This is a genomic window from Parabacteroides faecalis, from assembly GCF_022809355.1.
Taxonomy (GTDB): Bacteria; Bacteroidota; Bacteroidia; order Bacteroidales; family Tannerellaceae; genus Parabacteroides; species Parabacteroides faecalis.
In genome coordinates this window covers 35327-59835 of the sequence record NZ_JAKZMM010000020.1, presented here as the reverse complement: position 1 = coordinate 59835, position 24509 = coordinate 35327, and the positions used below count along the sequence as shown (strand labels likewise).

At 43.3% G+C, this 24509-nt stretch carries 19 protein-coding genes; 12 read left to right on the top strand and 7 right to left on the bottom strand.

Annotated elements, in window-relative coordinates; all coding sequences use genetic code 11:
• Nucleotides 1–34 precede the first annotated feature (34 nt).
• The 3 genes from MUN53_RS09270 to MUN53_RS09260 all read right to left on the bottom strand — a co-directional run bounded on the left by MUN53_RS09270 (nucleotide 35) and on the right by MUN53_RS09260 (nucleotide 3785).
• Complete coding sequence (locus MUN53_RS09270) at nucleotides 35–598, bottom strand: methylated-DNA--[protein]-cysteine S-methyltransferase (RefSeq protein ID WP_243325017.1); 564 nt, start codon at nucleotides 596–598, stop codon at nucleotides 35–37.
• Nucleotides 599–677: 79 nt separating this feature from the next.
• Nucleotides 678–1652, bottom strand: a complete 975-nt coding sequence (locus MUN53_RS09265) for a type I phosphomannose isomerase catalytic subunit (protein ID WP_243325015.1) — start codon at nucleotides 1650–1652, stop codon at nucleotides 678–680.
• A 9-nt stretch (nucleotides 1653–1661) separates the two neighbouring features.
• Nucleotides 1662–3785, bottom strand: a complete 2124-nt coding sequence (locus MUN53_RS09260; protein ID WP_243325013.1) for an alpha amylase C-terminal domain-containing protein — start codon at nucleotides 3783–3785, stop codon at nucleotides 1662–1664.
• Nucleotides 3786–4830: 1045 nt separating this feature from the next.
• On the opposite strand from MUN53_RS09260, the gene MUN53_RS09255 reads away from it, so the two are divergent.
• The 12 genes from MUN53_RS09255 (at nucleotide 4831) to MUN53_RS09200 (ending at nucleotide 19293) form a co-directional block, all read left to right on the top strand.
• Complete coding sequence (locus MUN53_RS09255) at nucleotides 4831–8088, top strand: SusC/RagA family TonB-linked outer membrane protein (protein WP_243325011.1); 3258 nt, start codon at nucleotides 4831–4833, stop codon at nucleotides 8086–8088.
• Between the two features lie 24 nt (nucleotides 8089–8112).
• Nucleotides 8113–9588: a SusD/RagB family nutrient-binding outer membrane lipoprotein gene (locus tag MUN53_RS09250; protein ID WP_243325009.1), complete on the top strand. Its 1476-nt coding sequence runs from the start codon at nucleotides 8113–8115 to the stop codon at nucleotides 9586–9588.
• A 183-nt stretch (nucleotides 9589–9771) separates the two neighbouring features.
• Entirely contained in the window at nucleotides 9772–10842 is a 1071-nt protein-coding gene (locus MUN53_RS09245) for a DUF4831 family protein (RefSeq protein ID WP_022455222.1), read from the top strand.
• A gap of 30 nt (nucleotides 10843–10872) precedes the next feature.
• Nucleotides 10873–12390 carry a peptide MFS transporter gene (locus MUN53_RS09240; protein WP_022455223.1) on the top strand — a complete coding sequence of 506 codons (1518 nt, stop codon included), beginning with the start codon at nucleotides 10873–10875 and terminating at the stop codon, nucleotides 12388–12390.
• A 22-nt stretch (nucleotides 12391–12412) separates the two neighbouring features.
• On the top strand, nucleotides 12413–12751 hold the full coding sequence (locus tag MUN53_RS09235) for a hypothetical protein (protein ID WP_243325007.1): 339 nt from the start codon (nucleotides 12413–12415) through the stop codon (nucleotides 12749–12751).
• Nucleotides 12752–12816: 65 nt separating this feature from the next.
• Nucleotides 12817–13794, top strand: coding sequence for a biotin synthase BioB (gene bioB / locus MUN53_RS09230; protein ID WP_394803065.1), 978 nt, complete (start codon nucleotides 12817–12819; stop codon nucleotides 13792–13794).
• A complete protein-coding gene (gene bioA / locus MUN53_RS09225; protein WP_243325005.1) occupies nucleotides 13791–15065 on the top strand; it encodes an adenosylmethionine--8-amino-7-oxononanoate transaminase in 1275 nt (424 codons plus the stop codon). The genes bioB and bioA overlap by 4 nt, the downstream gene beginning before the upstream one ends.
• Nucleotides 15062–16249 carry an 8-amino-7-oxononanoate synthase gene (locus MUN53_RS09220; RefSeq protein WP_243325004.1) on the top strand — a complete coding sequence of 396 codons (1188 nt, stop codon included), beginning with the start codon at nucleotides 15062–15064 and terminating at the stop codon, nucleotides 16247–16249. Before bioA ends, MUN53_RS09220 begins: the two co-directional genes overlap by 4 nt.
• Nucleotides 16250–16401: 152 nt before the next feature.
• On the top strand, nucleotides 16402–17067 hold the full coding sequence (locus MUN53_RS09215; RefSeq protein WP_243325003.1) for a DUF452 family protein: 666 nt from the start codon (nucleotides 16402–16404) through the stop codon (nucleotides 17065–17067).
• Nucleotides 17034–17822, top strand: a complete 789-nt coding sequence (locus MUN53_RS09210) for a methyltransferase domain-containing protein (RefSeq protein ID WP_243325002.1) — start codon at nucleotides 17034–17036, stop codon at nucleotides 17820–17822. The genes MUN53_RS09215 and MUN53_RS09210 overlap by 34 nt, the downstream gene beginning before the upstream one ends.
• A 12-nt stretch (nucleotides 17823–17834) precedes the next feature.
• Nucleotides 17835–18497, top strand: coding sequence for a dethiobiotin synthase (bioD, locus tag MUN53_RS09205; protein ID WP_243325001.1), 663 nt, complete (start codon nucleotides 17835–17837; stop codon nucleotides 18495–18497).
• 109 nt (nucleotides 18498–18606) lie between these two features.
• Entirely contained in the window at nucleotides 18607–19293 is a 687-nt protein-coding gene (locus MUN53_RS09200) for a hypothetical protein (protein WP_243325044.1), read from the top strand.
• A gap of 78 nt (nucleotides 19294–19371) precedes the next feature.
• Here MUN53_RS09200 and gcvP read toward each other — a convergent pair whose 3' ends face one another.
• From gcvP to MUN53_RS09180, 4 genes are read right to left on the bottom strand one after another with little or no spacing between them, the layout of a single operon-like run.
• A complete protein-coding gene (gcvP, locus tag MUN53_RS09195; RefSeq protein WP_243325000.1) occupies nucleotides 19372–22224 on the bottom strand; it encodes an aminomethyl-transferring glycine dehydrogenase in 2853 nt (950 codons plus the stop codon).
• Nucleotides 22225–22235: 11 nt separating this feature from the next.
• Nucleotides 22236–22871: an MBL fold metallo-hydrolase gene (locus MUN53_RS09190; protein WP_243324999.1), complete on the bottom strand. Its 636-nt coding sequence runs from the start codon at nucleotides 22869–22871 to the stop codon at nucleotides 22236–22238.
• Nucleotides 22868–23533 carry a 16S rRNA (guanine(527)-N(7))-methyltransferase RsmG gene (gene rsmG, locus MUN53_RS09185; RefSeq protein ID WP_243324997.1) on the bottom strand — a complete coding sequence of 222 codons (666 nt, stop codon included), beginning with the start codon at nucleotides 23531–23533 and terminating at the stop codon, nucleotides 22868–22870. Before rsmG ends, MUN53_RS09190 begins: the two co-directional genes overlap by 4 nt.
• 23 nt (nucleotides 23534–23556) lie before the next feature.
• The gene (locus MUN53_RS09180; RefSeq protein ID WP_243324995.1) at nucleotides 23557–24408 is read right to left on the bottom strand and encodes a DUF3298 and DUF4163 domain-containing protein; all 852 of its coding nucleotides are present in this window, start codon (nucleotides 24406–24408) and stop codon (nucleotides 23557–23559) included.
• Nucleotides 24409–24509: the final 101 nt, after the last annotated feature.

The window sequence follows — 24509 nt, the reverse complement described above, 5'->3', positions numbered from 1 at the left end:
AAAATCCGTCCTAAAAAACATTTTGGTAGTGAATTTACTTGGTTCTCTCCCAATCTAAGAGCTGTTGTTTACGTTTTGCATTCCATCGATACCCACTCAGGCTACCGTCTTTATGCAGAATCCGGTGGCAAGGAATAATCCAGCTGACAGGGTTTTTACCGATAGCGGAGGCGACAGCCCGTACTGCTTTCGGACGTCCGACAGTTTGTGCGATTTGTGTGTAAGAAGATGTTTCTCCTTTATGAACTTGTAGCAGCACTTTCCAAACTTGTCTTTGTAAATCGGTTCCGCTTAAGCAAACAGCAAGAATAGGAATCTCTGAATTAGTTTCTTGCAGAAGAGACAACAATGTTTGGGTCTGTTGCTGTGTTTCTGGTGACAGCGTAGCTCCAGGCCAGCTATTCTTCAATTCTTCCAATTGTTCTTCGAGGTTATCATCCACAAACGAGAGGTAACAAATCCCATCGGGTACGTAGGCTACCAAAATTGTTCCAAACAACGAAGTCGCACATCCATAAGTAATTGTCAAACCATGACAGTAGGCTGATAATTCATCCGGACGGATTTCTTTTATTTGAATAGAAATGGAATCTTTCATATAGCTTTCAGGTTAAAAATAAACGCAGGTTCAAATCGATTACTGAATGAACCTGCGTTTCTGTCATGAAGAAGATATTTTATTTAATATAAGCTTCCATGAACTTAGCCTTCGGAGAAGGAGAGATAGTTACGGATTTAGCACTTGCCGGAATCAATACCGTCTGACCCTGATGTACGTGGATTTCATATCCGTTATCGTCTGTGATCAGTGCATTACCTTCCATACAAATATATACGACGAATGAATCCAATTCAGCGAAATTACGCGTCATGGTTGCATCCAAATCAATCAGATTTGTTGTGAAGTACTGGCAATCGGCCAAGTTTACCGTAGCATTAGAATGTGCTTTGTAATGTGTCCGATAGTCAGAATACAAGGTATAATCGATAGCATCTTTTGCCAATTCTGTATGCAATTCGCGTGTATTACCGTTCTTATCCTTACGATTGTAATCATAGATACGGTATGTAATGTTACTTGTCTGCTGGATTTCTGCAATAAAGCAACCTGCACCGATCGCATGAACTCGTCCTGCCGGCAAGAAGAATACATCACCTTCCTGTACATCGTAACGTTTCAATACGTCCATGATGGTATTGTCTTGTACTCGTTTTACATATTCATCGGCATCAATCTGCTGAGAGAAACCAGAATACAAGAAGGCATTGTTGTTAGCCTTGATGACATACCACATTTCTGTTTTTCCAAATGAGTTATGGCGTGCTTTAGCCAGTTCGTCATTGGGATGTACCTGAATGGAAAGATTGTCGCGTGCATCAATGAACTTGATCAATAACGGAAAACGTGTGCCGAAACGTTCCATAACGTGTTCGCCCAATAATTCTTTACCGTATGACTTGATCAATTCGTCGAGAGACTTATCGGCTAATTCTCCTTCGGCAACGATTGAATAATCACCATCCACGTGAGATAATTCCCAACTTTCTCCGATTCCTTCCTGTACAGGAGAAATACCCTTGAACGGGCAGATGTCTGAACCACCCCAAATCACTTTCTTCAGGATGGGTTTAAATGTTAATGGATACAACATATTTATCAATTATTTCTGTTTTTTACTGGTTGTCTTTTTTGTTGTTGTTTTTGTTGCTGTCTTTGTCTTCGAAGCTTTCTTTGTCACTTTTGTTTCTTCCTTGACTGCTTTTTCTTCCTTGGCAGGTTTTACCTTACGCAAAACCATGGCAGAACGTGCCGGGATATACAGTTTTAACCATTCTTTCTTTTCCTTCTTGTAAAGTGGATCGAATAGGGTGAAGTGGTGAACAGAATCGTCATTCAGTCCGAAGCCTCCGAATTTTGGATCGTCTGTATTTAATACAACTTCATATTCCCCTTTAGGTGTCAGGAATCCATAGTCGGTAAACGACTTGTTCGGACTAAAGTTAAAGACAAATACTAAATCTTTACGCATATAAGCCAGTATCTGATCGCCATCGTTATCCCATACTTTTTGTATCGGGGTGTCTTGGAAATTCTTGACACTACGAATCAATTCTACCATTTCCCGGTCAAAGTCTCCCAGATAATGATATTTCAGATCCATGTTGTCAACCAAATCCCACTGGCGACGGGCATATTTATACGACCAACCATTTCCTTCGCGCGGGAAATCAATCCATTCCGGATGTCCGAATTCATTTCCCATGAAATTCAGGTAACCTCCGTTAATGGTTGAAGCCGTTACCAGACGAATCATTTTATGCAAAGCGATACCTCGCTCAACCATAAAGTTATGATCATCTTTTTGCATGTGCCAATACATATCAGCGTCAATCAGACGGAAAATGATTGTCTTATCGCCCACCAATGCCTGGTCGTGACTTTCGGCATAACTGATCGTCTTTTCGTCAGCTCGGCGATTAGTCGTTTCCCACCAGATAGCCGATGGATGCCAGTCTTCGTCTTTCTTTTCTTTGATCGTCTTGATCCAGAAGTCTGGAATATTCATAGCCATACGGTAGTCGAAACCATATCCGCCATCTTCGATCTTAGCAGCTAATCCCGGCATACCACTTACTTCTTCAGCGATGGTGATTGCATTCTTGTTGACTTCATGGATCAATTTGTTGGCCAACGTCAAGTATGCAATCGCATCTCCATCCTGATGTCCGTTGTAATAATCACCGTAGTTGCAGAAAGCTTCTCCTAAGCCATGGCTGTAATATAACATGGAAGTGACACCATCGAAACGGAAACCGTCAAATTTATATTCTTCCATCCAGAACTTGCAGTTTGACAACAAGAAATGGAGTACTTCGTTTTTGCCATAGTCAAAGCACAGAGAATCCCATGCCGGATGTTCACGTCGTCCGTCGCCATGGAAATACAGATTATATGAACCATCAAAACGTCCTAAGCCTTCCACTTCATTCTTTACGGCGTGGCTATGAACGATATCCATGATTACGGCGATACCTTGTTCGTGAGCTTCATCAATTAATTGTTTCAATTCGTCGGGGGTGCCGAAACGGGATGAAGCAGCAAAGAAGCTACTTACATGGTATCCGAATGAACCATAATAAGGATGTTCTTGGATAGCCATGATCTGAATTGCATTGTATCCGTCTTTTACCACACGTGGTAAAACGTTTTTACGGAATTCATTATACGAACCCACCTTTTCTTCGTTAGTACCCATACCGATATGGCATTCGTAGATCATCAACGGAGATGTGTTGGGCTTGAATTTCTTAGTCTTGAATTTATAAGGATTCTCCGGATTCCAGACTTGTGCACTGAATATTTTAGAGTCAGGGTCTTGTACGGCTCGGCGGGTCCATGCAGGAATACGTTCGCCACATCCACCGTTCCATTCAACCCACAATTTATATAAGTCTTGATGATTTAACTTTTCACTGGGTAGGATAATTTCCCATACACCATTTGCTATACGGGTCAGTTTGTACTCCTCACACTTCTGCCAGTTATTGAATGTACCTATTAGATAGATGGCAGTTGCATTTGGGGCCCATTCCCTGAATATCCATCCTTTGGTGGTCTTGTGTAAGCCGAAATAAAGATAACCAGATGCAAATTCAGACAAACTCATTTTTCCATTGTTCGTCAAACTTTTCTCTTTGTTCACGACGTATTGATAACGTCCTTCGATGGCGTCTTTATACGGTGTCAGCCACGGGTCATTTTTTATTAGATTTAGAGACTCCATGTTGTTTCAAATTAATTAGTTCATTTGCAAAGATAAAGAAAAAAATGAGGATAGCATCTTGTTCTACGGATATTCTATGCATGTTTTCCGTAATTCCCGGCGTATTTTAGCAATTTCCCGGCGTATTTTGATGAATTCCCAACGTCTTTTGGGGCGTTTGTGGGTATATATTTCCTTTTTACTTTTTCTCTTCAGATCAAAACTCGTGAAGATTAAAATTGAATCATACGAGAATCGGAATCGAAACATACGGGTTTTATATCCGATATTAACCATACAAATTTGTGTAAATATCAAATTGTAAATAAAATGGTATTATTACGCTAAATGTAAAGGGCTTTTCTTTCAAAAAGTATTTCGATAAAGTGTATTTTATATTTTGTTGATAGTATAAGGTGAATAGATGTTTGTCTGTTTTAGTTATATTAATATAGTGTGATAAAACTTGTTTGTTAAAATTATAGCCTTTAAAGTGTTAAAATGTGATTTTATTTTGTTTTAAAATGATTTATTATTAGTTTTACGGCTGAAATAATTATGAATAATAAAAATATGAATTCGCCTATTTGCATAAAAATGGAAAAATATCGTTTTTTGATTTTTGTGATTTTAAGTATAGCTGTTAAAATTGACAAATAAGGCAAGTAGGTAAATAATTAAAATGTGTTCTTATTTTATTGTCAAAGTCTATCTGATTTCTCTCCCAAAACAGATTTAGTACAAACGCAACTGAGTCCGTTTGGAAAGAAGGAAAAAGTTTTAGAGTTGATTTGAATGTCAAAAGCAATGTAAACTTGAAACTTATTTTCTGACAGAAAACTGAGAGAATAAATTATTACTGTAAACGCGAGATATAGATTAGTAGTTAGGCCTGCTTCTGATTTATTTCAAGATAAAAGTTGCGTTTGGACTTGGTTGATAGTAATAAATATGGAATGAGATTTGTCGGTCGTTTGAATCAAAGGCAAAAAGATTCTATTAAAAAGAATGTGTTATTTAATTATCGGATTCAGAAAGATGTAATAACTAACTTAAGGAAATGAAGATGGAAAAAGGAAGGCTAATTTTGTTGGTTGCAGCCTCCGCTTGTATGGGGTCGATGATTGCAACAGCTCAGACAACGAAGGTGACAGGTAAGGTTATATCTTTAGAGGATAATATGCCTGTGATAGGGGCTACGGTTATAGTAAAAGGGACAACGACAGGTACCGTAACCGATTTTGACGGAGCATTTTCATTGGAAGTGCCGGAAGGAGCCAAAACACTTGAAATTTCGTATGTGGGTATGCAAAGCCAAGAATTGCCGGTAAAACCACAGATGACAATCAAGTTGGCTGCCGATTCGCATAATTTGGATGAAGTGGTTGTAACAGCTATGGGTTTGACCCGCGAGAAAAAATCATTGGCTTACGCTGTGCAGGAAGTTGGTTCGGAAGATTTGACTAAAGCCGGACAGTTGAATGTGACGAGTGCTTTATCAGGAAAGGTGGCCGGCGTACAGATAAATCAGTTTGGTGGTAGCGTAGGTGCTTCTTCCCGTATATCTATTCGTGGTAACTCTTCTTTGCAAGCTGATCAGCAGCCGTTGATTGTAGTGGATGGTGTACCTATCTCGAATGATACGCAGCGTACAGGTGATGATACATATACGGGTGTTGACTACGGTTCGGGTTTGAATGATATCAACCCGGAGGATATCGAATCAATGACGGTACTGAAAGGTGGTTCCGCTGCATTGTATGGTATGCGTGCCGGTAACGGTGTAATCTTGATTACTACCAAATCAGGAAAGAAAGGGAATGGTGTAAAGGTTTCGTATGATGGTAATATTACGATTGACCGAGTAGCTAATTTACCTAAACTGCAAAATTCTTATGGACAAGGTAATAATGGTGATGAATATCACTGGCAACTGAATGCTCCGGATCTGACTTATCAGGAATATGCCGAGCAGTATGGTTTCAATTGGGTGGATGGTTCGAATGGTATCAACGACTTCTATGATGAATCGTGGGGACCTCGTTTGGATGCCGGATTGAATTTAGTACAATATGATAGTAACGGAGAGAAGGCTCCGTGGGTTTCTCGTCCTAATAATGTAAAGGATTTCTTCCAGACTGGTGTGTCACAGAATCATACAATCTCGGTAGCAGCCAATTCTGAAAAGGCCAGTACCCGTGCTTCTCTTTCTTATCGTGGTCAGACCGGTACGGTTCCCAATACGGATCAGAAACGTTATTCGGCTTCTTTGAATACGTCTATCAAGTTGAACAAATATTTTACGTATGATTTGAGTACCAGTTATACGCGTACACAGAGTGATAACTTGGTAGGTCAGGGATATGGTGGTAATAACCCGATCAATTCTTTATTTGCTTGGTCCGGACGACAGATTAATATGCAGACCTTGAAAGAAAACTGGGATCAGAAAGATGCTGCAGGTAATTATACCTATTACAACTGGAATACCAATTATCACATGAATCCGTATTTTACAGTTTATGAAAATACCAATAGTTACCAGCGTGACCGTGTGTTTGGCAAGACTTCTTTGTACTATCAGCCGTTCGATTTCTTGAAGATCGAAGGTCGTGCTGGTTTGGATTATTATAATTCTACTGCTTTTGAGCGTCATTATATTGACCGCTCTGACTATCCGGAAGGTGGTTTCTTGCAGACAAACGATAAGAATACGGAATTGAACTTAGACTTGATCGCCAGTTTCAACAAAACGTTTGGAGACTTCAATATTACCGCCATGGCTGGTGCCAACTATCGAGATGTATCTTGGGAAAATACAGAATTTGGAGCCGCAGCATTGACCGTATTGGGTGTTTATACCATTGCCAATAAGAAAGGAGATGCAGTTACAAGTATGGATCATAGCCATATTCGTTCAAACTCTGTATATGCCAATGCTTCGGTAGGATGGAAAAATCAGCTGTATTTGGATGTCAGTGTCCGTAATGACTGGAGCTCAACAATCAATGAGGCGTTCTTCTATCCTTCTGCCAGCTTGAGCTGGATCGCTACTGAAACGTTGCCTTGGCTGAAAGGTGACGGCTCTGCACTTTCTTTCTTGAAACTGCGTGGTGGTTGGGCTGAAATTGGTAATGCAACGACAGCTTATCGTAATCGTGCCTATTATTATCTGGATACGGACGGTTCATTCAATGGCGTCGCTCAGATTTATAAGAGTACAATTTATCCGAACGAGAATTTGAAACCGGAAAGTATCAAGACTTGGGAAGTTGGTGCCGAATTAGGTTTCTTGCATGATCGTTTGCGTTTGGATGTCGCTTACTATCATAAGACGACAACAAATCAGATATTAAATGTAACTGTTCCTTATTCAACCGGATATTCTTCTTTGTTGATCAATGCCGGTGAAATCCAGAACAAGGGTGTGGAAATCCAGTTGAGTGGTGATATCTTGCAGAGCAAGAAAGGTTTGAACTGGACCAGTACGTTCAACTTCTCAAAGGATAACAGTAAGGTTATCGAGTTGTATCCGGAAATGGGATTGGATACGTATGGTATAGGTTGGACTTGGGGCGTTGCTACACAGGCTGTTGAAGGTGAGAAGTGGGGCTCCTTGGTAGGAACCGGATTCGCTCGTATAACGGCGGATGATGTAAAAGCAGGAACGGCAACTGCCGATCAGATAGGTGCCATCAAAGTGAATTCTAATGGATTGGCACAGACGGAAAGTGCAGTTAATTTCGGAAATGTAACTCCAGATTTCCTGTTGAACTGGCGAAATGATTTCACTATTCAGAATTTCAACTTTGGATTCTTGTTGGATTTGCGTGTTGGCGGTGATATTTGGTCTCAGACAATGAGTCACAGTTATACGGCAGGTACTTCTATTGTTACTGCAGAGAATGGTATTCGTGAACGTGCAATAGTTGCCGGTGTGGATGTGATGGACGATGAACGTTTTGTTATGCAGGATGCTAATGGTAACTGGGTAACTAATACGATTAAGACTGATGCCTATAGTTGGTTTAAGAATGACGTTGCAGAATATTACACTTTTGATGGTTCTTTCTTGAAACTGCGTGAGGCTTATATTTCATATACTTTCCCAAAAGCATGGATGGCAAAGACTCGTTATATCAGTAATGCAACTGTATCGTTGATTGGTAATAACCTGGCTTTATTGTGGGTACATAAATCAAATAAGATGCGACTGGATCCGGAAACCGGTGGTGTATCGAGTGATAGCCGTGGTGTTGGATTCGAACAGTCAGCTGTTCCGTCATCTCGTAGTTTTGGTCTGAAAGTAAATCTTACATTTTAATTAATCGTTTAACTCGCATTGAATATGAAAAATATATTTAAACTCACAACACTGGCTTCCTTGGCTGTAACTTTGATGTTGGGTAGTTGTACCAGTAACTTTGATGATATAAATAGTGATCCGGATGCATTGGAAACAGGTTCACCCACCAATATGTTGGGATACGTGTTACGTTCAACAATGAGCAATCATGGTGGATTTGATGCAACAGAAGCATGGGCGGGCTATATTTCCAAAATCCAATATATGGATAACTACAATTACCTTCCAACGAACAATACGTATGGAAACAAGTTCTCAAACTGTTATCGTATGAATGTTCAGTTGGATGATATTCTGGCTCAAACAGAAGAAAATGCAGAGGATTTTAAGAATATCCGTTGGGCAGCTCGTATCTTTAAGGAATATCTGTGGTTACTGAATACCGACCAGTTTGGTGATATGCCGTTTACGGAAGCAAATCAAGTGGAAGAAGGCTTGATGAAGGCCAAATATGATTCTCAGGAGATTATCTATCCGGCTATCTTGGAAAATCTGAAAGCCATTGCTGATGAGATGGCTGAAGGATTAGGCTCTGATAATATTGGAGATGGTGACTTCTTGTTTAATGGTGATACCAAGAAATGGCAGAAGTTCTGTAATTCCTTACGTTTGCGTGCTGCTATGCGTATTGTGAATGTCGCTCCTGACTTAGCTAAAAGTACCATTGAAGAAGTTTGTCAGGATTTGGCAACCTATCCGGTTCTTTCTTCCAGTGATGAAAATGCTTACTTCTACTGGCAAGGTTCGTCTCCTTATTATGAACCTTATTACAACGATTTCCGTACACGTGATGACTATGGAATGAGTAATATCTTTGTCAATCATCTGAAGAGTACAAATGATCCTCGTATTTCTGCTATCATGCAACCAGCTTCTTCTGATGGAGAATACAGAGGTTACGAAAACGGGGCTTTGGCTGCTCCTTCGAATATTCAGACAATATCTCGTATGGGCGTTATGTATCGTGAAGATCCGGCTGGTTTTACTCCGGTTTTGAAATCTTGTGAAAACTATTTCATCATGGCAGAAGCAGCCTTGCTAGGTTGGAATGTAGGTATCTCTGCTCAGGAAGCATACGAGACTGCTGTGAAAATTTCCATGGATGACAATGGCGTTTCTGCAACTGATGCCGAAACGTATTTGGCGAATGCCGGAAAATGGGATAACTCCTTTGAACGGATCTATATGGAAGAATGGGTGGCTTTGTTTAAGGAAAACTGTGAGGCATGGAGTTTATACCGCCGTACCGGTTATCCTCAGGAAATCCAGACATCGGGCGAATATCCGGGTAAGTTCTGTATCTTTGGTACAATTCATAACGATGTTCCGTTCCGTATGCCATATCCTGATAATGAATATCAGTATAATAAGGAAAATGTAGAAGCAGCCGCTGCCGAAATCGTTGACAATACGTGGGGTAAACAAATGTGGTGGGATACGCGTGCTAATGTGCATTAAATACTTTTCAACCTTTTCATAATTACACACACACTTTGAATGGGGAATGTGCTATGGGCATGTTCCCCTTTGTTTGTTATTGCTTTACTTTTCTGGTGGTGAAATAAGAAATGTTGTCTAACTACAAGAAATTTTGTATGTTTGTAACCGTAAAAAAGGAAAAGAACAAAAAGAATCAGTGATATGGAAAAGAGTATCGTTTTACTGGCAGGACTGCTATTGTCGTTTTCGGCTGTGGCACAGACAAAGGTGGTGAAAGCCAATGCGGTCAAGGCAAATGATTACGGAGTGGCTTATTCGTTGCCGAAGACTGAACTGGTTGTCGATGCAGAAGTAACCAAGGTGACTTGTAAAGCAGGTCCATATTATCAATATGCCGAGAAATATTTGGGCGTAAAGAAAGTAATTACAGATGATGAGGTATATTACGAATTAGGTAAAGTAAAATTAGTTAATCGTGGTGTGCCTGATAAGAACAATACGTATATGGTTTCGTTTAAGCCGGGAACAGTTGCTCCGTATGCTTACTTGACGGAAGAAGGTTTGTTGTGCTCTATCAATGCGGAATATACGCCTGATTCGACAAAAGAAGCGGATAATGCAGCCAAAAAGGCAAAGAAAGCCGTAGCAACCGACGCTTCTGTCTTCTCAGAAGAACTGCTGATGGCCGGTTCGACAGCGAAACAGGCCGAAGTGGCTGCCAAGCAGATTTATCGTATTCGGGAAAGCCGGATGAATATCCTGACCGGTGAGGCCGATAATTTGCCGCCTGATGGTCAAGCCATGCAGTTGGTAATTGAAGAACTGGAAGCTCAGGAACAGGCTCTGACTAATTTATTTGTTGGAGTTATGACCCGTACGACTGAACATTATGAAGTAACAGTTGAACCGACTGGTGATCTGGAAAAAGAAATCTTGTTCCGTTTCTCTGAACATTTAGGTGTGGTGGATGCCGACGATTTGGGAGGCCAGCCTGTCTATATGAATCTGAAAGCTATTGAACGGGCTCCGCAATTGGATCCGAAAGAAGCAGAGAAGAAAGAGAAGAGTTTGAAAGGTATCGTATATAATGTACCGGGAAAAGCCGGAATCGAAATCTTTACCAGCCGCAAGTCTTTGTATAAAGGCGAAGCTCAGATTACTCAGTTCGGTACACAGGAAGCATTGGCTCCGGTGATGTTTGAAGATAAGAAAGCTCCGGTAAAAGTTTATTTCTATCCGGAAACAGGAGCAATCAAGCAGATAATTCAATAAATTATTAATCAATATTTAACTTATACTTTTATGTTTGAAGGACAACCTAAAGGATTGTATGCGTTAGCCTTGGCCAATACGGGAGAACGTTTTGGCTATTATACCATGCTCGCAGTATTTGTATTATTTTTACAGGCGAACTTTGGCTTTTCAACAGGAACAGCCGGTTTGATTTATTCTGTTTTCCTGGGATTCGTTTATTTCTTGCCATTATTCGGAGGTATGCTGGCAGATAAGTTCGGGTTTGGGAAGATGGTGACAATTGGTATCACGATCATGTTTTTCGGTTACTTGTTATTGGCTATTCCCTTGGGAACTGGTATACCTGCTATTGCTGCTATGGGCGGTGCCTTGGCTTTGATCTGTGCGGGAACAGGACTCTTTAAAGGAAACTTACAGGTAATGGTCGGTAATTTATATGATGAAGCTCGTTTCTCAAGCAAGCGAGATTCTGGTTTCCAAATCTTTTATATGGCTATTAATATCGGTGCCATGTTTGCTCCGACTGCAGCGATCAAGATGATGGAGTGGGCACAAACTTCATTAGGTATGAGCGAGGCTGATTCATATCATTTGGCTTTTGCTGTGGCTTGTGCTTCTCTGATCTTCTCCATGCTTGTTTATTATCTTTTCCGCGGAACATTTAAACACGCTGATCGTAGTAAGGCAACTGCTGCTGCCTCGAACTCGACGGCCGAAGAATTAAGTCCGGCTGCAACCAAAGAACGTATCGTTTGTCTCTGTTTGGTTTTTGCCGTGGTTATTTTCTTCTGGATGGCATTCCATCAGAACGGTTCTACTTTGACTTATTTTGCCCGCGATTATACTGCAACTACTTCAACAGGTGTTGCCAGCATGGCTTTTGATGTCATCAACTTGGTATTTGGTATTCTTGTAGTGTACGGTTTGTTTGGTTTGTTCCAAAGTACAACCGGAAAAGGTAAAATCATTTCTCTGGCTGTTATTTTGGCCGCAGTGGGCGGATTGATCTATAAATACAACGGATTACCCGATGTAACGAATGTAAGTGCTCCGATCTTCCAGCATTTCAATGCTTGCTTTGTCGTAGCTTTGACTCCGGTTTCGATAGCCTTGTTCGGTATGTTAGCCAAGAAAGGAAAAGAACCTTCTGCTCCGTTGAAGATAGGGTTGGGTATGCTTGTCGCTGCTGTTGCCTACATTTTGATGACAGTCGGTTCTATCGGTCTTCCTGTTCCGACATTCGATGCAGCCGGTCAGCCGCAGCATATGGCAGATGTTACTCCGAATCTATTGATCACTACTTATTTGATCCTGACATTTGCCGAACTGTTGCTTTCACCAATCGGTATTTCGTTTGTATCGAAAGTGGCTCCTCCTAAATATGCCGGTATGATGATGGGTGGTTGGTTCGTTTCAACTGCTATCGGTAACTTGTTGGTTAGTATTCCGGCGTTGATGTGGGGCGCTCCTTTAACTATTGTTTGGGGTGTATTGGTTGCGATCTGTTTGGTGGCTGCCTTGTTCATCTTCGTTATCTTGAAGCGATTGGAAAAAGTAGCCAAGTAATCCGGTTGTAAGCTTATAGAGAATGAGAAAGCAGTACACATATAAGCCGGTTGTGCTCCGTTTCAGGAAATGGAGCCGGAAGGCGTATGCTGCTTTTATCAGTATTCATCATACGGTAAACATTGGGCAACTGGCCACTCATGTATCAGAACGTTTTCAGGCCAAGAATCTTTCGTTACATGGTTGTTTGTGCTTGTCTGCTGATCTGATACCTGCAGATGTACAGGAACAGGAAGAGAAAAGGGAAGAAGAAACGGAACTTCTACTGAAAGGACTCAGTGGCTTCTTGTGTCCGGTGGTATTGGGTTTGCCTGCTGTTGCCGGTGAAGAAAACGAATGGAATAATTATAATAAATCATAGATGAAAGCGGATAGATATCCTTCGGGATGTCTGTCCGCTTTTTTATTTAGCAAAAAGGAAATATGTTGGTCGATGAATTAAAACAACAAGTATTGGATGGCCGGTGGTTGGATGAGCAGCAGGCCAAGTCATTATTGACTGCTGACCGTGAGGCTTTGTATACTGCTGCCCACGAAATCACTCGTCATTATCTGGGAAACAAGCTTGATACGTGTTCTATTATTAATGCCCGGAGCGGCAATTGCGGAGAGAATTGCAAATGGTGTGCCCAGTCTGCGCATTATCCGACAAAAGTGAATCTCTATCCTTTACTGCCGGCTGAGGAATGTGTACGCCATGCTGTCTATAACGAACGGCAGGGAATCGGACGGTTTGCCCTGGTTACCAGCGGAAAGCGTGTTAACGCACAAGACATGCAGCAGATTGTGGAAACGGTCAAGGCGATCAAGCAGCAGAGTTCTATTAAATGTTGTGCCTCGATGGGCTTATTGCGGCGCGAAGAATTACAGGCTTTGTATGATAGTGGTGTGGAGAATTATCACTGTAATATCGAAACAGCTCCGTCGTATTTCCCGGAACTGTGTACAACACATACGATTGAACAGAAGATGGAAACGATTCATACGGCCCGTGAAATTGGCTTTCGCGTTTGTTGTGGCGGTATTATCGGGATGGGAGAGACGATGGAACAGCGTATTGAAATGGCTCTTTTCCTCCAAAAGGAAGAGATTCTTTCCATACCTCTTAACTTATTGCAGCCAATTCCCGGTACTCCGCTGGAACATACGGCTCCTTTATCGGAAGAAGAGTTCCTGACAACGGTTGCTCTTTTCCGTTTTATCAATCCGAAAGCCTATTTGCGTTTCTCCGGTGGCCGTGCCCAGTTGAGTGAAGCGGTACAGCGTAAGGCTTTATATATAGGTATCAACTCGGCCATTATCGGTGATTTACTGACGACAATCGGCAGCCGGGTGGAAGCAGACAGGCAATTATTCACCTCCGAAGGCTATTCGCTGACGGAACAAACTGATTGGGAAAAATGACAACAGAAGCATTATTGACATTCGATCGTGAACATATCTGGCATCCTTATACTTCAACAATTGATCCGCTTCCTGTTTATCCGGTGGCAAGTGCGCAAGGTGTCCGCATCCGTTTGGCTGACGGTCGGGAACTGATCGACGGCATGTCTTCCTGGTGGGCGGCGGTTCATGGGTATAATCATCCGGTTTTGAATGTAGCAGCCGAGGCTCAGCTGAAGAAAATGAGCCACATTATGTTTGGAGGTATTACACATGAGCCGGCAGTCGAACTGGTTTCGAAGTTATTGCCGATACTTCCTCCTTCGATGGACAAGGTCTTTTTGGCTGATACTGGCTCGGTAGCGGTAGAAGTTGCCATGAAGATGGCAATCCAATACTGGCAGTCACAGGGAAAAACCCGGAAGCATGCGTTTGCTACTATCCGAAGCGGTTACCACGGTGATACGTGGCATGCCATGTCGGTCTGCGATCCGGTAACAGGAATGCACGGTATTTTTGCCGGAAGTCTGCCTGTGCAGTATTTCATTCCGCAACCTTCCGTACGCTTTTCTGATGAATGGAACGAAGAAGCCATCCGGCCTTTGGAGGATTTGCTTCGCCAGCATGCCGAGGATATTGCGGCTTTGATACTCGAACCGGTTGTACAAGGTGCCGGAGGCATGTACTTTTATTCACCGACTTACCTGGTGCGTGCCCGCGAATTATGTAATCAATACAACGTATTGCTGATATTCGATGAGATCGCTACTGGTTTCGGACGGACCGGAAAGCTCTTTGCTTGGGAATGGGCCGGTGTAGAACCCGATATCATGTGTATCGGAAAAGCCTTGACTGGTGGGTATATGACTTTATCTGCCACAATTACTACGCAACCGATTGCCGATATGATCTGTTCCGGAGAAGCCGGATGTTTTATGCATGGTCCAACCTTTATGGGAAATCCGTTAGCTTGTGCGGTTGCTTCGGCTTCGGTTTCTTTGTTATTGGAAAGTGGCTGGCAGGAAAAGGTCCGTCGGATTGAGACGCAGCTGAAAGCGGAACTGGCGCCGGCTGCCGACTTCCCTTCGGTGCGCGAAGTTCGGGTTTTGGGTGCTATTGGTGTAGTCGAGATGAAGGAACCTGTTGATATGGCTACGTTGCAACGGCGATTTGTGGAAGAAGGTATTTGGGTACGTCCTTTTGGAAAGTTGGTATATGTAATGCCGCCCTTTATCATCTCGCCCGAAGAACTCCATCAATTAACAACCGGTTTATTGCGGGTTTTATCATGAAAGATTATCAGAAAATATTGCATGAATTGGCGGCAAATGGCAGTTTGCGCAGTTTGCCGCATGCCGTTCATCAGGGAAAATGGATCGAACAAGACGGGCAGCGGATGCTGAATCTTTCGTCGAACGATTACTTGGGCTTGGCTAATGATCGGGAATTACGGAATGAATTTCTGGACTGGCTGCGGGATTCGGATTGCCCCTTGTCGTCGTCTTCTTCTCGTTTGTTGACGGGAAACTTTACCGAATACGAGGTCTTGGAACAACTTCTGGCAGAAACATTCGGGCGCGAGGCGGCTTTGGTATTCAATAGTGGTTATCATGCCAATACCGGTATCTTGCCAGCCTTGGCAGACAAGCAGACTTTGCTGGTGGCCGATAAGCTGGTTCATGCCAGCATCATCGATGGTTTGTTACTGAGTGGTACATCTTTTCTCCGGTATCGCCACAACGACTATGAGCATTTGGAACAGATTCTCCAGAAGGAAACTCCCAGATACGAGCAGGTAATCGTAGCGACCGAAAGTGTTTTCAGTATGGATGGTGATGTAGCTGATCTGAACCGATTGGTAGCATTGAAGCATAACTATCCGAATGTATTGTTGTATGTTGATGAGGCGCACGCTATTGGCGTACGTGGTAGCCGGGGTTTGGGTGTAGCCGAAGAATGCGGTTGTCTGCAAGATATAGACTTGTTGGTCGGAACCTTTGGTAAGGCGATGGCATCGATGGGCGCCTATCTCTTGTGTAGTCAGGAGATTCGGACGTATTTGATCAATACCATGCGCCCGTTAATATTCAGCACGGCTTTACCTCCTGCCCAGATTGCCTGGACAACCTTCCTGTTCCGGCGTTTGCCGCAGATGAATGTTCGGCGTCAACACTTAGCCGCTATCAGCCGGAAGCTGGCAGCTGCCTTGCAGGGACACGGAGGAGAAATATCCCGGAGTCATATCGTTCCCTTTATCATCGGGGCAAACGAGGACTGTGTATTAACGGCTGAAGAGTTGCGCCGGCATGGCTTTTATTGTCTTCCGGTACGTCCGCCAACCGTTCCGAAAGGAACGTCCCGTATCCGTTTCTCCTTGACGGCAGATGTAACGACGGAGGAAATGGATGCCTTGCTGGCTTATATTTTTGAAAACTTGGAAGAAAAATTTGGAAACACAACCGGAAAAACTATCTGAAACGGTTTCTTTTTCTTTATTCGACGTCGGCGAACATATAATCGCCCATGCTGAACATATATTCGCCCAGGGCGAATATATGTTCGTCTGTTCGGTATAAAGTAAATACGGAGAGATCGGTAAGTTTTTTTCGGGAGAAAATATAAAAAACTATGGAGATTGAGAAATATATCTGCGAAGGCCGTCCCCGGTTACTGCTGTTTTTTTGTGGCTGGTCTGCCTCGCCTGCTTTGTTTCACTCTTTACAAGCTGAGCCGGATCAGGATATCTGGCTGGTATCTGATTACAGGAATCTGACGTTTGATGCCGACTTGTCGGCTTATCAGTCGGTTACTTTGCTAGCATGGTCGCTGGGCGTATGGGTGGCAGAACAGCTTTTTGCGGATGAATCGTCCGTACATTGGGAACGGAAGATCGCCATCAACGGAACCGGTTGTCCCGTCCATGATACTGAAGGCATTCCGGAAGCCATCTTTCGGGGTACGTTGGAGAATCTGACACCCGATGGCATCCGGCGTTTCAACCGGAGGATGTGTGGCGGAAAGGAACGGCTGGCTGTTTGGGAAGCCATATCGCCGCGATCCATAGACGAGATATCCGACGAGCTGCGCTATTTGTTTCAGGCTATTCAGGCGCGGAAGGAAAAGCCGGCTGACTTTACCTGGGATCAGGCCATCGTTGGTTTATCAGACCGGATCTTCCCAACCGCCAATCAGTTGACCCATTGGCAGCGGCGGAATGTCCGGATAAAAGAAGTACAAGCTCCACATGATCCTTTTGGCTTATGGAAACAATGGAACGAACTCGTTACAGCATAGATAGTGAACGGATACGGCGGAAATTCGACCGGGCTTGCCTGACGTACGACGAAGCTGCCGTGGCTCAACAGCAAATAGCCCGGCATTTGTCGGCTATCTGGGAAGTCTATCAGCAAAAGCATCGTTTCCACCCGGCAACAGCCTTGGAAATCGGTTGCGGAACCGGTGGTTTTACCCGTTATTTGCAGCAGTCGTGTGCTTCAGCGCTTTGGACACTCAACGACCTGTATCCGACATGTGCGGATAAAGCCTTGAGTTATTGTGCCGAAGGAACACGTTTCGTCTGTGCCGATGCTGCTACAAAAGCGTGGAAAGGACGATATCAGCTGATTGCATCCTCGTCGGTTTTCCAGTGGATTCCGGAGCCGGAAAGTTTTGTCGGTCGGCTGGCTGGCTGCCAGCGTAGGGGCGATGTTTTACTGTTCTCTACTTTTCTGCCGGGAAACTTAGTAGAAATCCGGGAGCTGACCGGTCAAGGGCTTTTCTACCCTTCGACCGAGCAATGGAATGACTGGCTGGAACCGTTTTATCAGGTAGATTTTCAGGAAACAGAAACCATCCGTTTGCTGTTTACTTCTCCGCAGGCTGTACTCCGTCACTTGAAGGAAACGGGTGTAACGGCTAATCATTCGGAGTTCTGGACACCGGGTAAGTTACGAACATTCTGTGCCGCTTATCTAGAAAAGTTTGGAACTAACAATCAACAGGTAACATTAACGTATCGGCCATTGTATATCTTGGCCGTCAGAAAATAAAAGGAAAAAGAAATGGGAAAAGTATTATTTGTCACCGGTATTGATACCAATATCGGGAAAACCTATGCAACAGGATTGCTGGCGAAGGCAATCGCCGCTGCCGGAAAAACCGTGATTACGCAGAAAATGATACAGACGGGTTGCCAGGAAGTATCTGAAGATATCGAGATGCATCGGAAGATTCAAGGCATTTCCTTTACAGAAGAAGACCGGATGGGCCTGACTTGTCCGTATATCTTCACGTATCCTTGCTCACCGCATATGGCAGCCGACCGCGATGGTCGCACGATTGATTATGCCGTCATCGGAGAAGCAACCCGGAAACTGCAAGAGAAATATGAATATGTCTTATTGGAAGGAGCCGGCGGATTGATGGTTCCGGTAGATCATCAGATATTAACCATCGATTATATCCGGCAGCATCAGTATCCGGTCATCTTGGTTACCAACGGAAGATTAGGCAGCATCAATCATACATTGCTGAGCCTTTCGGCTTGCCGTCAATACGGAATCGAAGTGGCAGCGTTGGTTTATAACCAATATCCGGAGGAAGATGCAGAGATTGAAAAGAACACCTTGGATTATTTGAAGGAACGTTTGCCGCAACTGCCTATTATATTGTTGCCTGATGCTACCCGGGAAAACTCACTGCCCGAAGTAGCTTCTTTTTTATAACTAAGATCGTTTTTTTCATCTTTCCTTAAAAATAATTCGGTTTCATGATGCAGAAACCGAATTATTATGTTATGTTTGTCGCAATAGTCATGAAAAACATAACAAAATGATGAGAAAGAGCGATTATTTATTTCTTCTGGTGGTAGTGATTCTATTCCTGCCTTTCCTATTAAGTCCGGAGCTGTATGCTGGATATAAGGCATTCAATGCAGCACACGGTATGGTGATGAGTTTCCTGAAGTTTGCAATTTTATCCATGTTGGGTGAGTGTTTGGGACTGCGGATCAGTACCGGTGTTTACAATCGTGCGGGATTTGGAATCATTCCGCGCATGGTGATTTGGGGAATATTAGGCATCGGCATTAATATGGCCATGATAATCTTCTCGAAAGGTGTTCCGCAGTTACTGGTCTATATGGGCATGACGAATGCCGTAGAAGCGATGAGTGGAAGCTTTAGCCTGGACAAGTTTTGGGTAGCCCTGTGTATTTCATTAGGAATGAACGGTATTTTTGCCCCGGTATTTATGACATTCCATAAGATTACAGATACCCATATCCTGCAATGCGGCGGCTCGGTAAAGAGCTTATTGACACCTATACCGATGACACAAATCATAACCCATCTGAATTGGGACGTACAATGGAACTTTGTATTCAAGAAAACGATTCCTTTCTTCTGGGTTCCGGCACATACCATCACATTCCTGCTTCCTGAAGAAGCCCGTGTTTTATTTGCCGCTTTACTGGGAGTTGTTTTAGGAATCTTATTGGCTGTGGCAGCCAGAAAGAAATAAAAGGAAAAGAAACAGTGGTAGTTTCCAATTCAGGAAGCTACCGCTGTCGGTTTATAGCGGAGACTTGTCCGAGAAGTCTCAGATTTGGCAATTACAGATAGTCGGAACTAAGTTACGATCGCCATACGCATTATCTACGCGGGCTACGTTAATCCAGAACTTGCTGTCGTGCAACCATTCCAGCGGGAAGGCAGCTTTACTGCGCGGATAGCTGTGGTTCCATTCATCGGCAGCTACTTCGTATTCCGGATGCGGAGCATTCTTCAGCACGTTGTCGGTCTTGTCGGCAGTACCGTCTTCTACTTCTTTGATTTCATTCCAGATACATTCCAGTACTTCTACGAAACGATCCAATTCGGCTTTGCTTTCACTTTCAGTCGGTTCAACCATCAATGTTCCATGAACTGGGAAAGAAAGGGTAGGAGCATGATAACCGAAGTCCATCAAACGTTTGGCAATATCACTTTCGTCGATACCCGTGCGTTCTTTTACGGTACGGCATTCCAAAATCAGTTCATGTCCAACACGTCCTGTCGTTCCTGTATAAACGATTCCGTATGTATCCTTGAATTTAGCAGCCAGATAGTTGGCATTCAATATGGCAATCTTGGTAGCCATAGTCAAACCTTCTGCTCCCAGCATGCGGATATATCCGTAAGTGATCGGCAGGATACCGGCACTTCCGTAAGGAGCAGCTGAAACTGTATTCAGATCACTTCCGAACAAAACAGGATGTTGAGGCAAGAACGGAACCAGATGTTCAGCAACACAGATCGGACCTACGCCAGGACCGCCACCACCGTGAGGTGAAGAGAATGTCTTATGCAAGTTCAAGTGACATACATCTGCACCGATTGTTCCCGGATTGGTTAATCCTACCTGTGCATTCATATTGGCACCGTCCATATATAATTGTCCGCCACAAGCGTGAACAATCTCACACATTTCCTTGATATCCGCTTCGAAGATACCGTGAGTAGACGGATATGTAATCATGCTGGCAGCCAGATTGTCTTTGTTGGCTTCTGCCTTGGCGCGGAAATCTTCTAGGTCGATGTTACCTTTGTCATCACATTTCACGGTAACCGTAGTAAATCCGCATTGGATAGCACTGGCCGGATTGGTACCATGTGCTGAGGCCGGAAGCAGAACGATATTACGATGACCTTGACCGATGCTTTCCAAATAAGCACGGATGACACGCAATCCGGTATATTCGCCGGCAGCTCCCGAATTAGGCTGCAAAGTACATCCCTTGAAACCGGTGATCTCGCACAGATATGATGACAAGTTCTCGATCAGTTCCTTGTAACCTTCTACCTGTTCTTCCGGAGCATACGGGTGGATATTCTGGAATTGAGCCAAACTCAAAGGCAACATGGTAGAAGCCGGGTTTAGCTTCATAGTACAAGAACCCAGAGAAATCATCGACTGAGCCAATGAAACATCCTTTCTTCCCAAACGGGTGATGTAGCGCATCAGTTCTGTTTCGGTATGATATTTCTTGAAGACATCTTGCTGCAAGAAAGAAGAAGTACGGGCAAACTTCGGATCAAAGTAAGTCTGGCAAGGAATAGCTTCCTGCAACATGTAATCTTTACCGGCTGCACCCGAGAAGATATACATCAGAACACCTACATCCGTTGGTTGTGTTGTTTCATCAATACTGATACCAACCAATCCACTGTCGAAATAACGCAGATTGACTTTGCATTCCAAAGCAATTTCACGCAAAGCATCAATAGATACATTGGCTGGCAATTCGATCTTCAATGTATCGAAGAAGTCCTTGTTCAGTTGCTTGTATCCTAACTTTTCCAGTTCTTTAGCAACGAATCCGGCTGTTGCATGGATCCGGCTGGCAATGTTCTTCAAACCTTCTGCTCCGTGATATACGGCATAGAAGCCTGCCATTGTAGCCAGCAATGCTTGTGCGGTACATATGTTAGACGTTGCCTTTTCACGTTTGATATGCTGTTCACGTGTTTGCAGTGCCAGACGATATGCCGGATGTCCGTAAGCATCTTTCGAGATACCGATGATGCGTCCCGGAATAGCACGCTTATATTCATCCTTTGTAGCAAAGTAAGCAGCAGACGGTCCGCCGTAGAACATCGGAATACCGAAACGCTGGCTGCTTCCGAATACGACGTCAGCGCCCCATTCTCCCGGAGGAGTCAGCAAAACCAGACTCATCAAGTCGGCAGCAACGGCTACTTTTGTTCCGTTTTCTTGAGCGCGGCCGATGAATTCCCGGTAATCTTCAATAGAACCATCTGCATTCGGATACTGTACGATTGCACCAAATACTTCCGGAGTAAAGGTGAAAGTCTTATAGTCGCCGGTCACGATCTTCATCCCTTGCGGAATGGCACGGGTATGAATGACGGCCAAAGTAGAAGCAAATACCTTCTCATCTACAAACAATACGTTTGCACCGGCTTTAACTTGGGCACGACTGCGTGCTCCGAAGAACATCGTAGCTGCTTCGGCTGCGGCTGTTGCTTCGTCGAGTAGCGAACAGTTAGCTAAAGGAAGACCAGTCAGATCACAGATAACTGTCTGGAAATTCAACAGGGCTTCCAATCGGCCTTGTGATACTTCGGCCTGATACGGTGTGTAAGAAGTGTACCAAACCGGATTTTCGAATACATTGCGTTGGATAGGAGCCGGACAAACCGTATCATACCAGCCCATACCAATATAAGAAGTAAAGACTTCATTCTTCGAAGCCAATTCGTTAATGTGTTCAGCGAATTCACGTTCTGTCATGGGTTCGGGCAGGTTCAACGGCTGCTTCAAGCGGATATTTGCCGGAATTGTCTGGTCGATCAACTCATCGAGCGTATTCACGCCAACAGTCTTCAGCATATCAGGAAGATCCTCTGCTGTGATACCTACATGGCGATTAACAAATTTAGTTGTATCCATAAATGATGTTTTTATAAATAAGGATTATTAGATTTCTCGTAAGTAATGGTTGTTTCAGGACCATGTCCCGGATAAACAACCGTCGAATCAGGCAAGGTAAATAATGCCTGATGGATGGAATGGATTAATTCATGAGTATCACCACCCCATAAATCAGTTCGTCCGATACTGCCGGCAAACAAGGCATCGCCCACAAAGACGCAGCCTCGTTCTTTCTGGTAGAAGGCAACACTACCGGGAGAATGTCCCGGAACAGCTATTACCTCCAGCTTTGTATGACCGAAATGAATAACATCTCCTTCATTCAAGTAAGTTCCGATTGCTGTTTCCTGAATGTTGGGTAATCCGAACATCACCGCTTGCTGGCCGACTGGCGGTAATACAACGGTATCTTCCCGACAAACTTCCGGCAGAAGTCCGTATTGCTGGTAAACCAACGCAGCACCCATCAGATGATCTACATGGTAATGTGTGCAAAGATGGTGCTTAAGAACTAATTGCTGTTGAGTAATGAATCCTTCGACTTGAGAAAACTCTTGTCTGTTCATGCAACCGCAATCAATAAGAACCGCTTCCTTTGTTTCGTCATATAACAGATAGCAGTTCTCTCCGAAGAAATTAACCGTGAATTGTTTGATCTCCATCATAGCGGTACGTATACGACTTTCTTGGTTTTAAAATATTCTTCAGAGAATGTATCTGACAAATCCAGTTGGATAGCCTGGTTTTTGAACGGTAATATTTCATGCGCCAATTCACCACCTTTGAGACAAATCAATCCGTTGGGCAAAGCATTGATCTGTTCTTTGCGGATATTCTTCCGGATGATTTTCACGAGATCAGCCAGAGGCATGACCGCCCGGCTTACAACAAAGTCGAATGTTTGTTTCTCTTCTTCACCCCGACAATGACGGAAAGTCACATTCTGCAATCCGATGGCTTCAGCGACAGCCTGTCCTACTTTAATCTTCTTTCCAATGCTGTCAACCAAGTGAAACTTTACCTGTGGATAAAGGATTGCCAGAGGAATACCTGGAAATCCGCCCCCTGTACCTAAATCCATGACAGAAGATCCGTCCTTGAAATGGAGCATCGCTGTAATACCCAACGAATGTAAAACGTGATGCAGGTATAAATTCTCGATATCTTTTCTGGATATGACGTTAATCTTGGCATTCCAGTCGGCATACAGATCATATAAAGCCTGAAACTGTTCGGTCTGTTTTTCACTCAGCTGAGGGAAATAACCTTGCAAGATGGCCAACTGCTCTGCAACACAAGCTGGACGGATAGGATTTTCTTGTTCCATATTTATCAATTCTGTTTATTGTTTTACAAGCCTGCTAACGATGCAATCGGACTATCTTGCTTCAATAATAACTGTACATCTTCAAATGGAATATGTACATGAATTGGTCCGACTACGTAAGCCGCTATCTCGTATTCATTAAATGTATAGGTAATTCCTGTTTCATCGATCAGGAAGTTATTGTTCGGATAAATCTCGTCCACACTGAAGAATCCCATATTCTCCAGTTCTTTCGGATCGGTTACGTTATTCTGTTTAGCGATTTGGGCTACTAATATTGGAGCCAATTGTTCCTGATAACTGTCTATGAATATATCTTCTTCCTTTAACTTTTTCCCGTTCTTCAAGTCGATGACAAAATGATTGTAGGCATGAGCACCATGTGCACCTCCTGTATAATTCTCGAAATTGACGGTAAAACTGATCAAGTCATTTTGATTGAACTGAATTTGGTTGGAAGATAATTCATAATAAGAAAACCAGGCACCGACTGGTGTTCCGTCTTCTGCTCTTTTCAGTTCTTCCTCGTAATCAGGTTCCAGTTCTTTGTAGGCGGCAAGATAATCGTTCTGATATTTTTCTACCGCATCTTTGGGCGATAAATTCTCGTAAGCCTCGCCGAAATAAGCCAAAACGAATTGTTTCTGAATATCTGCCAACAAATCATTTTCCACACTAACCGGATATGTGAATTTGATTTGTAAGTTACAATTGGGATTTTCAGGATTGTCCAGCAGATGATATGTCTTATCTACAAGAATAGAGTCGAACTTTACAGCATTGTCTGCCTCTTTCTGTGTTGTATGCTGACAACCAGTTGTCAATAATCCGAAAGCAACCAAACAGATTATCGTTTTCAGGAGATGTGTTTTCATACTCTCTATGATTTAATTGTTTCATGCAAATGTACGGGAATATTACCGTAAAACAAATAAAAAAGGTTGTTCCTTTCTTGAAAAGAACAACCTTTTATGGA

What these genes read in the sequence shown, in the direction of transcription:
- MUN53_RS09270 (WP_243325017.1), bottom strand. Translation starts at nt 598, where the DNA reads ATGAAAGATTCCATTTCTATTCAAATAAAAGAAATCCGTCCGGATGAA.
- MUN53_RS09265 (WP_243325015.1), bottom strand. Translation starts at nt 1,652, where the DNA reads ATGTTGTATCCATTAACATTTAAACCCATCCTGAAGAAAGTGATTTGG.
- MUN53_RS09260 (WP_243325013.1), bottom strand. Translation starts at nt 3,785, where the DNA reads ATGGAGTCTCTAAATCTAATAAAAAATGACCCGTGGCTGACACCGTAT.
- MUN53_RS09255 (WP_243325011.1), top strand. Translation starts at nt 4,831, where the DNA reads ATGGAAAAAGGAAGGCTAATTTTGTTGGTTGCAGCCTCCGCTTGTATG.
- MUN53_RS09250 (WP_243325009.1), top strand. Translation starts at nt 8,113, where the DNA reads ATGAAAAATATATTTAAACTCACAACACTGGCTTCCTTGGCTGTAACT.
- MUN53_RS09245 (WP_022455222.1), top strand. Translation starts at nt 9,772, where the DNA reads ATGGAAAAGAGTATCGTTTTACTGGCAGGACTGCTATTGTCGTTTTCG.
- MUN53_RS09240 (WP_022455223.1), top strand. Translation starts at nt 10,873, where the DNA reads ATGTTTGAAGGACAACCTAAAGGATTGTATGCGTTAGCCTTGGCCAAT.
- MUN53_RS09235 (WP_243325007.1), top strand. Translation starts at nt 12,413, where the DNA reads ATGAGAAAGCAGTACACATATAAGCCGGTTGTGCTCCGTTTCAGGAAA.
- bioA (WP_243325005.1), top strand. Translation starts at nt 13,791, where the DNA reads ATGACAACAGAAGCATTATTGACATTCGATCGTGAACATATCTGGCAT.
- MUN53_RS09220 (WP_243325004.1), top strand. Translation starts at nt 15,062, where the DNA reads ATGAAAGATTATCAGAAAATATTGCATGAATTGGCGGCAAATGGCAGT.
- MUN53_RS09215 (WP_243325003.1), top strand. Translation starts at nt 16,402, where the DNA reads ATGGAGATTGAGAAATATATCTGCGAAGGCCGTCCCCGGTTACTGCTG.
- MUN53_RS09210 (WP_243325002.1), top strand. Translation starts at nt 17,034, where the DNA reads ATGGAAACAATGGAACGAACTCGTTACAGCATAGATAGTGAACGGATA.
- bioD (WP_243325001.1), top strand. Translation starts at nt 17,835, where the DNA reads ATGGGAAAAGTATTATTTGTCACCGGTATTGATACCAATATCGGGAAA.
- MUN53_RS09200 (WP_243325044.1), top strand. Translation starts at nt 18,607, where the DNA reads ATGAGAAAGAGCGATTATTTATTTCTTCTGGTGGTAGTGATTCTATTC.
- gcvP (WP_243325000.1), bottom strand. Translation starts at nt 22,224, where the DNA reads ATGGATACAACTAAATTTGTTAATCGCCATGTAGGTATCACAGCAGAG.
- MUN53_RS09190 (WP_243324999.1), bottom strand. Translation starts at nt 22,871, where the DNA reads ATGATGGAGATCAAACAATTCACGGTTAATTTCTTCGGAGAGAACTGC.
- rsmG (WP_243324997.1), bottom strand. Translation starts at nt 23,533, where the DNA reads ATGGAACAAGAAAATCCTATCCGTCCAGCTTGTGTTGCAGAGCAGTTG.
- MUN53_RS09180 (WP_243324995.1), bottom strand. Translation starts at nt 24,408, where the DNA reads ATGAAAACACATCTCCTGAAAACGATAATCTGTTTGGTTGCTTTCGGA.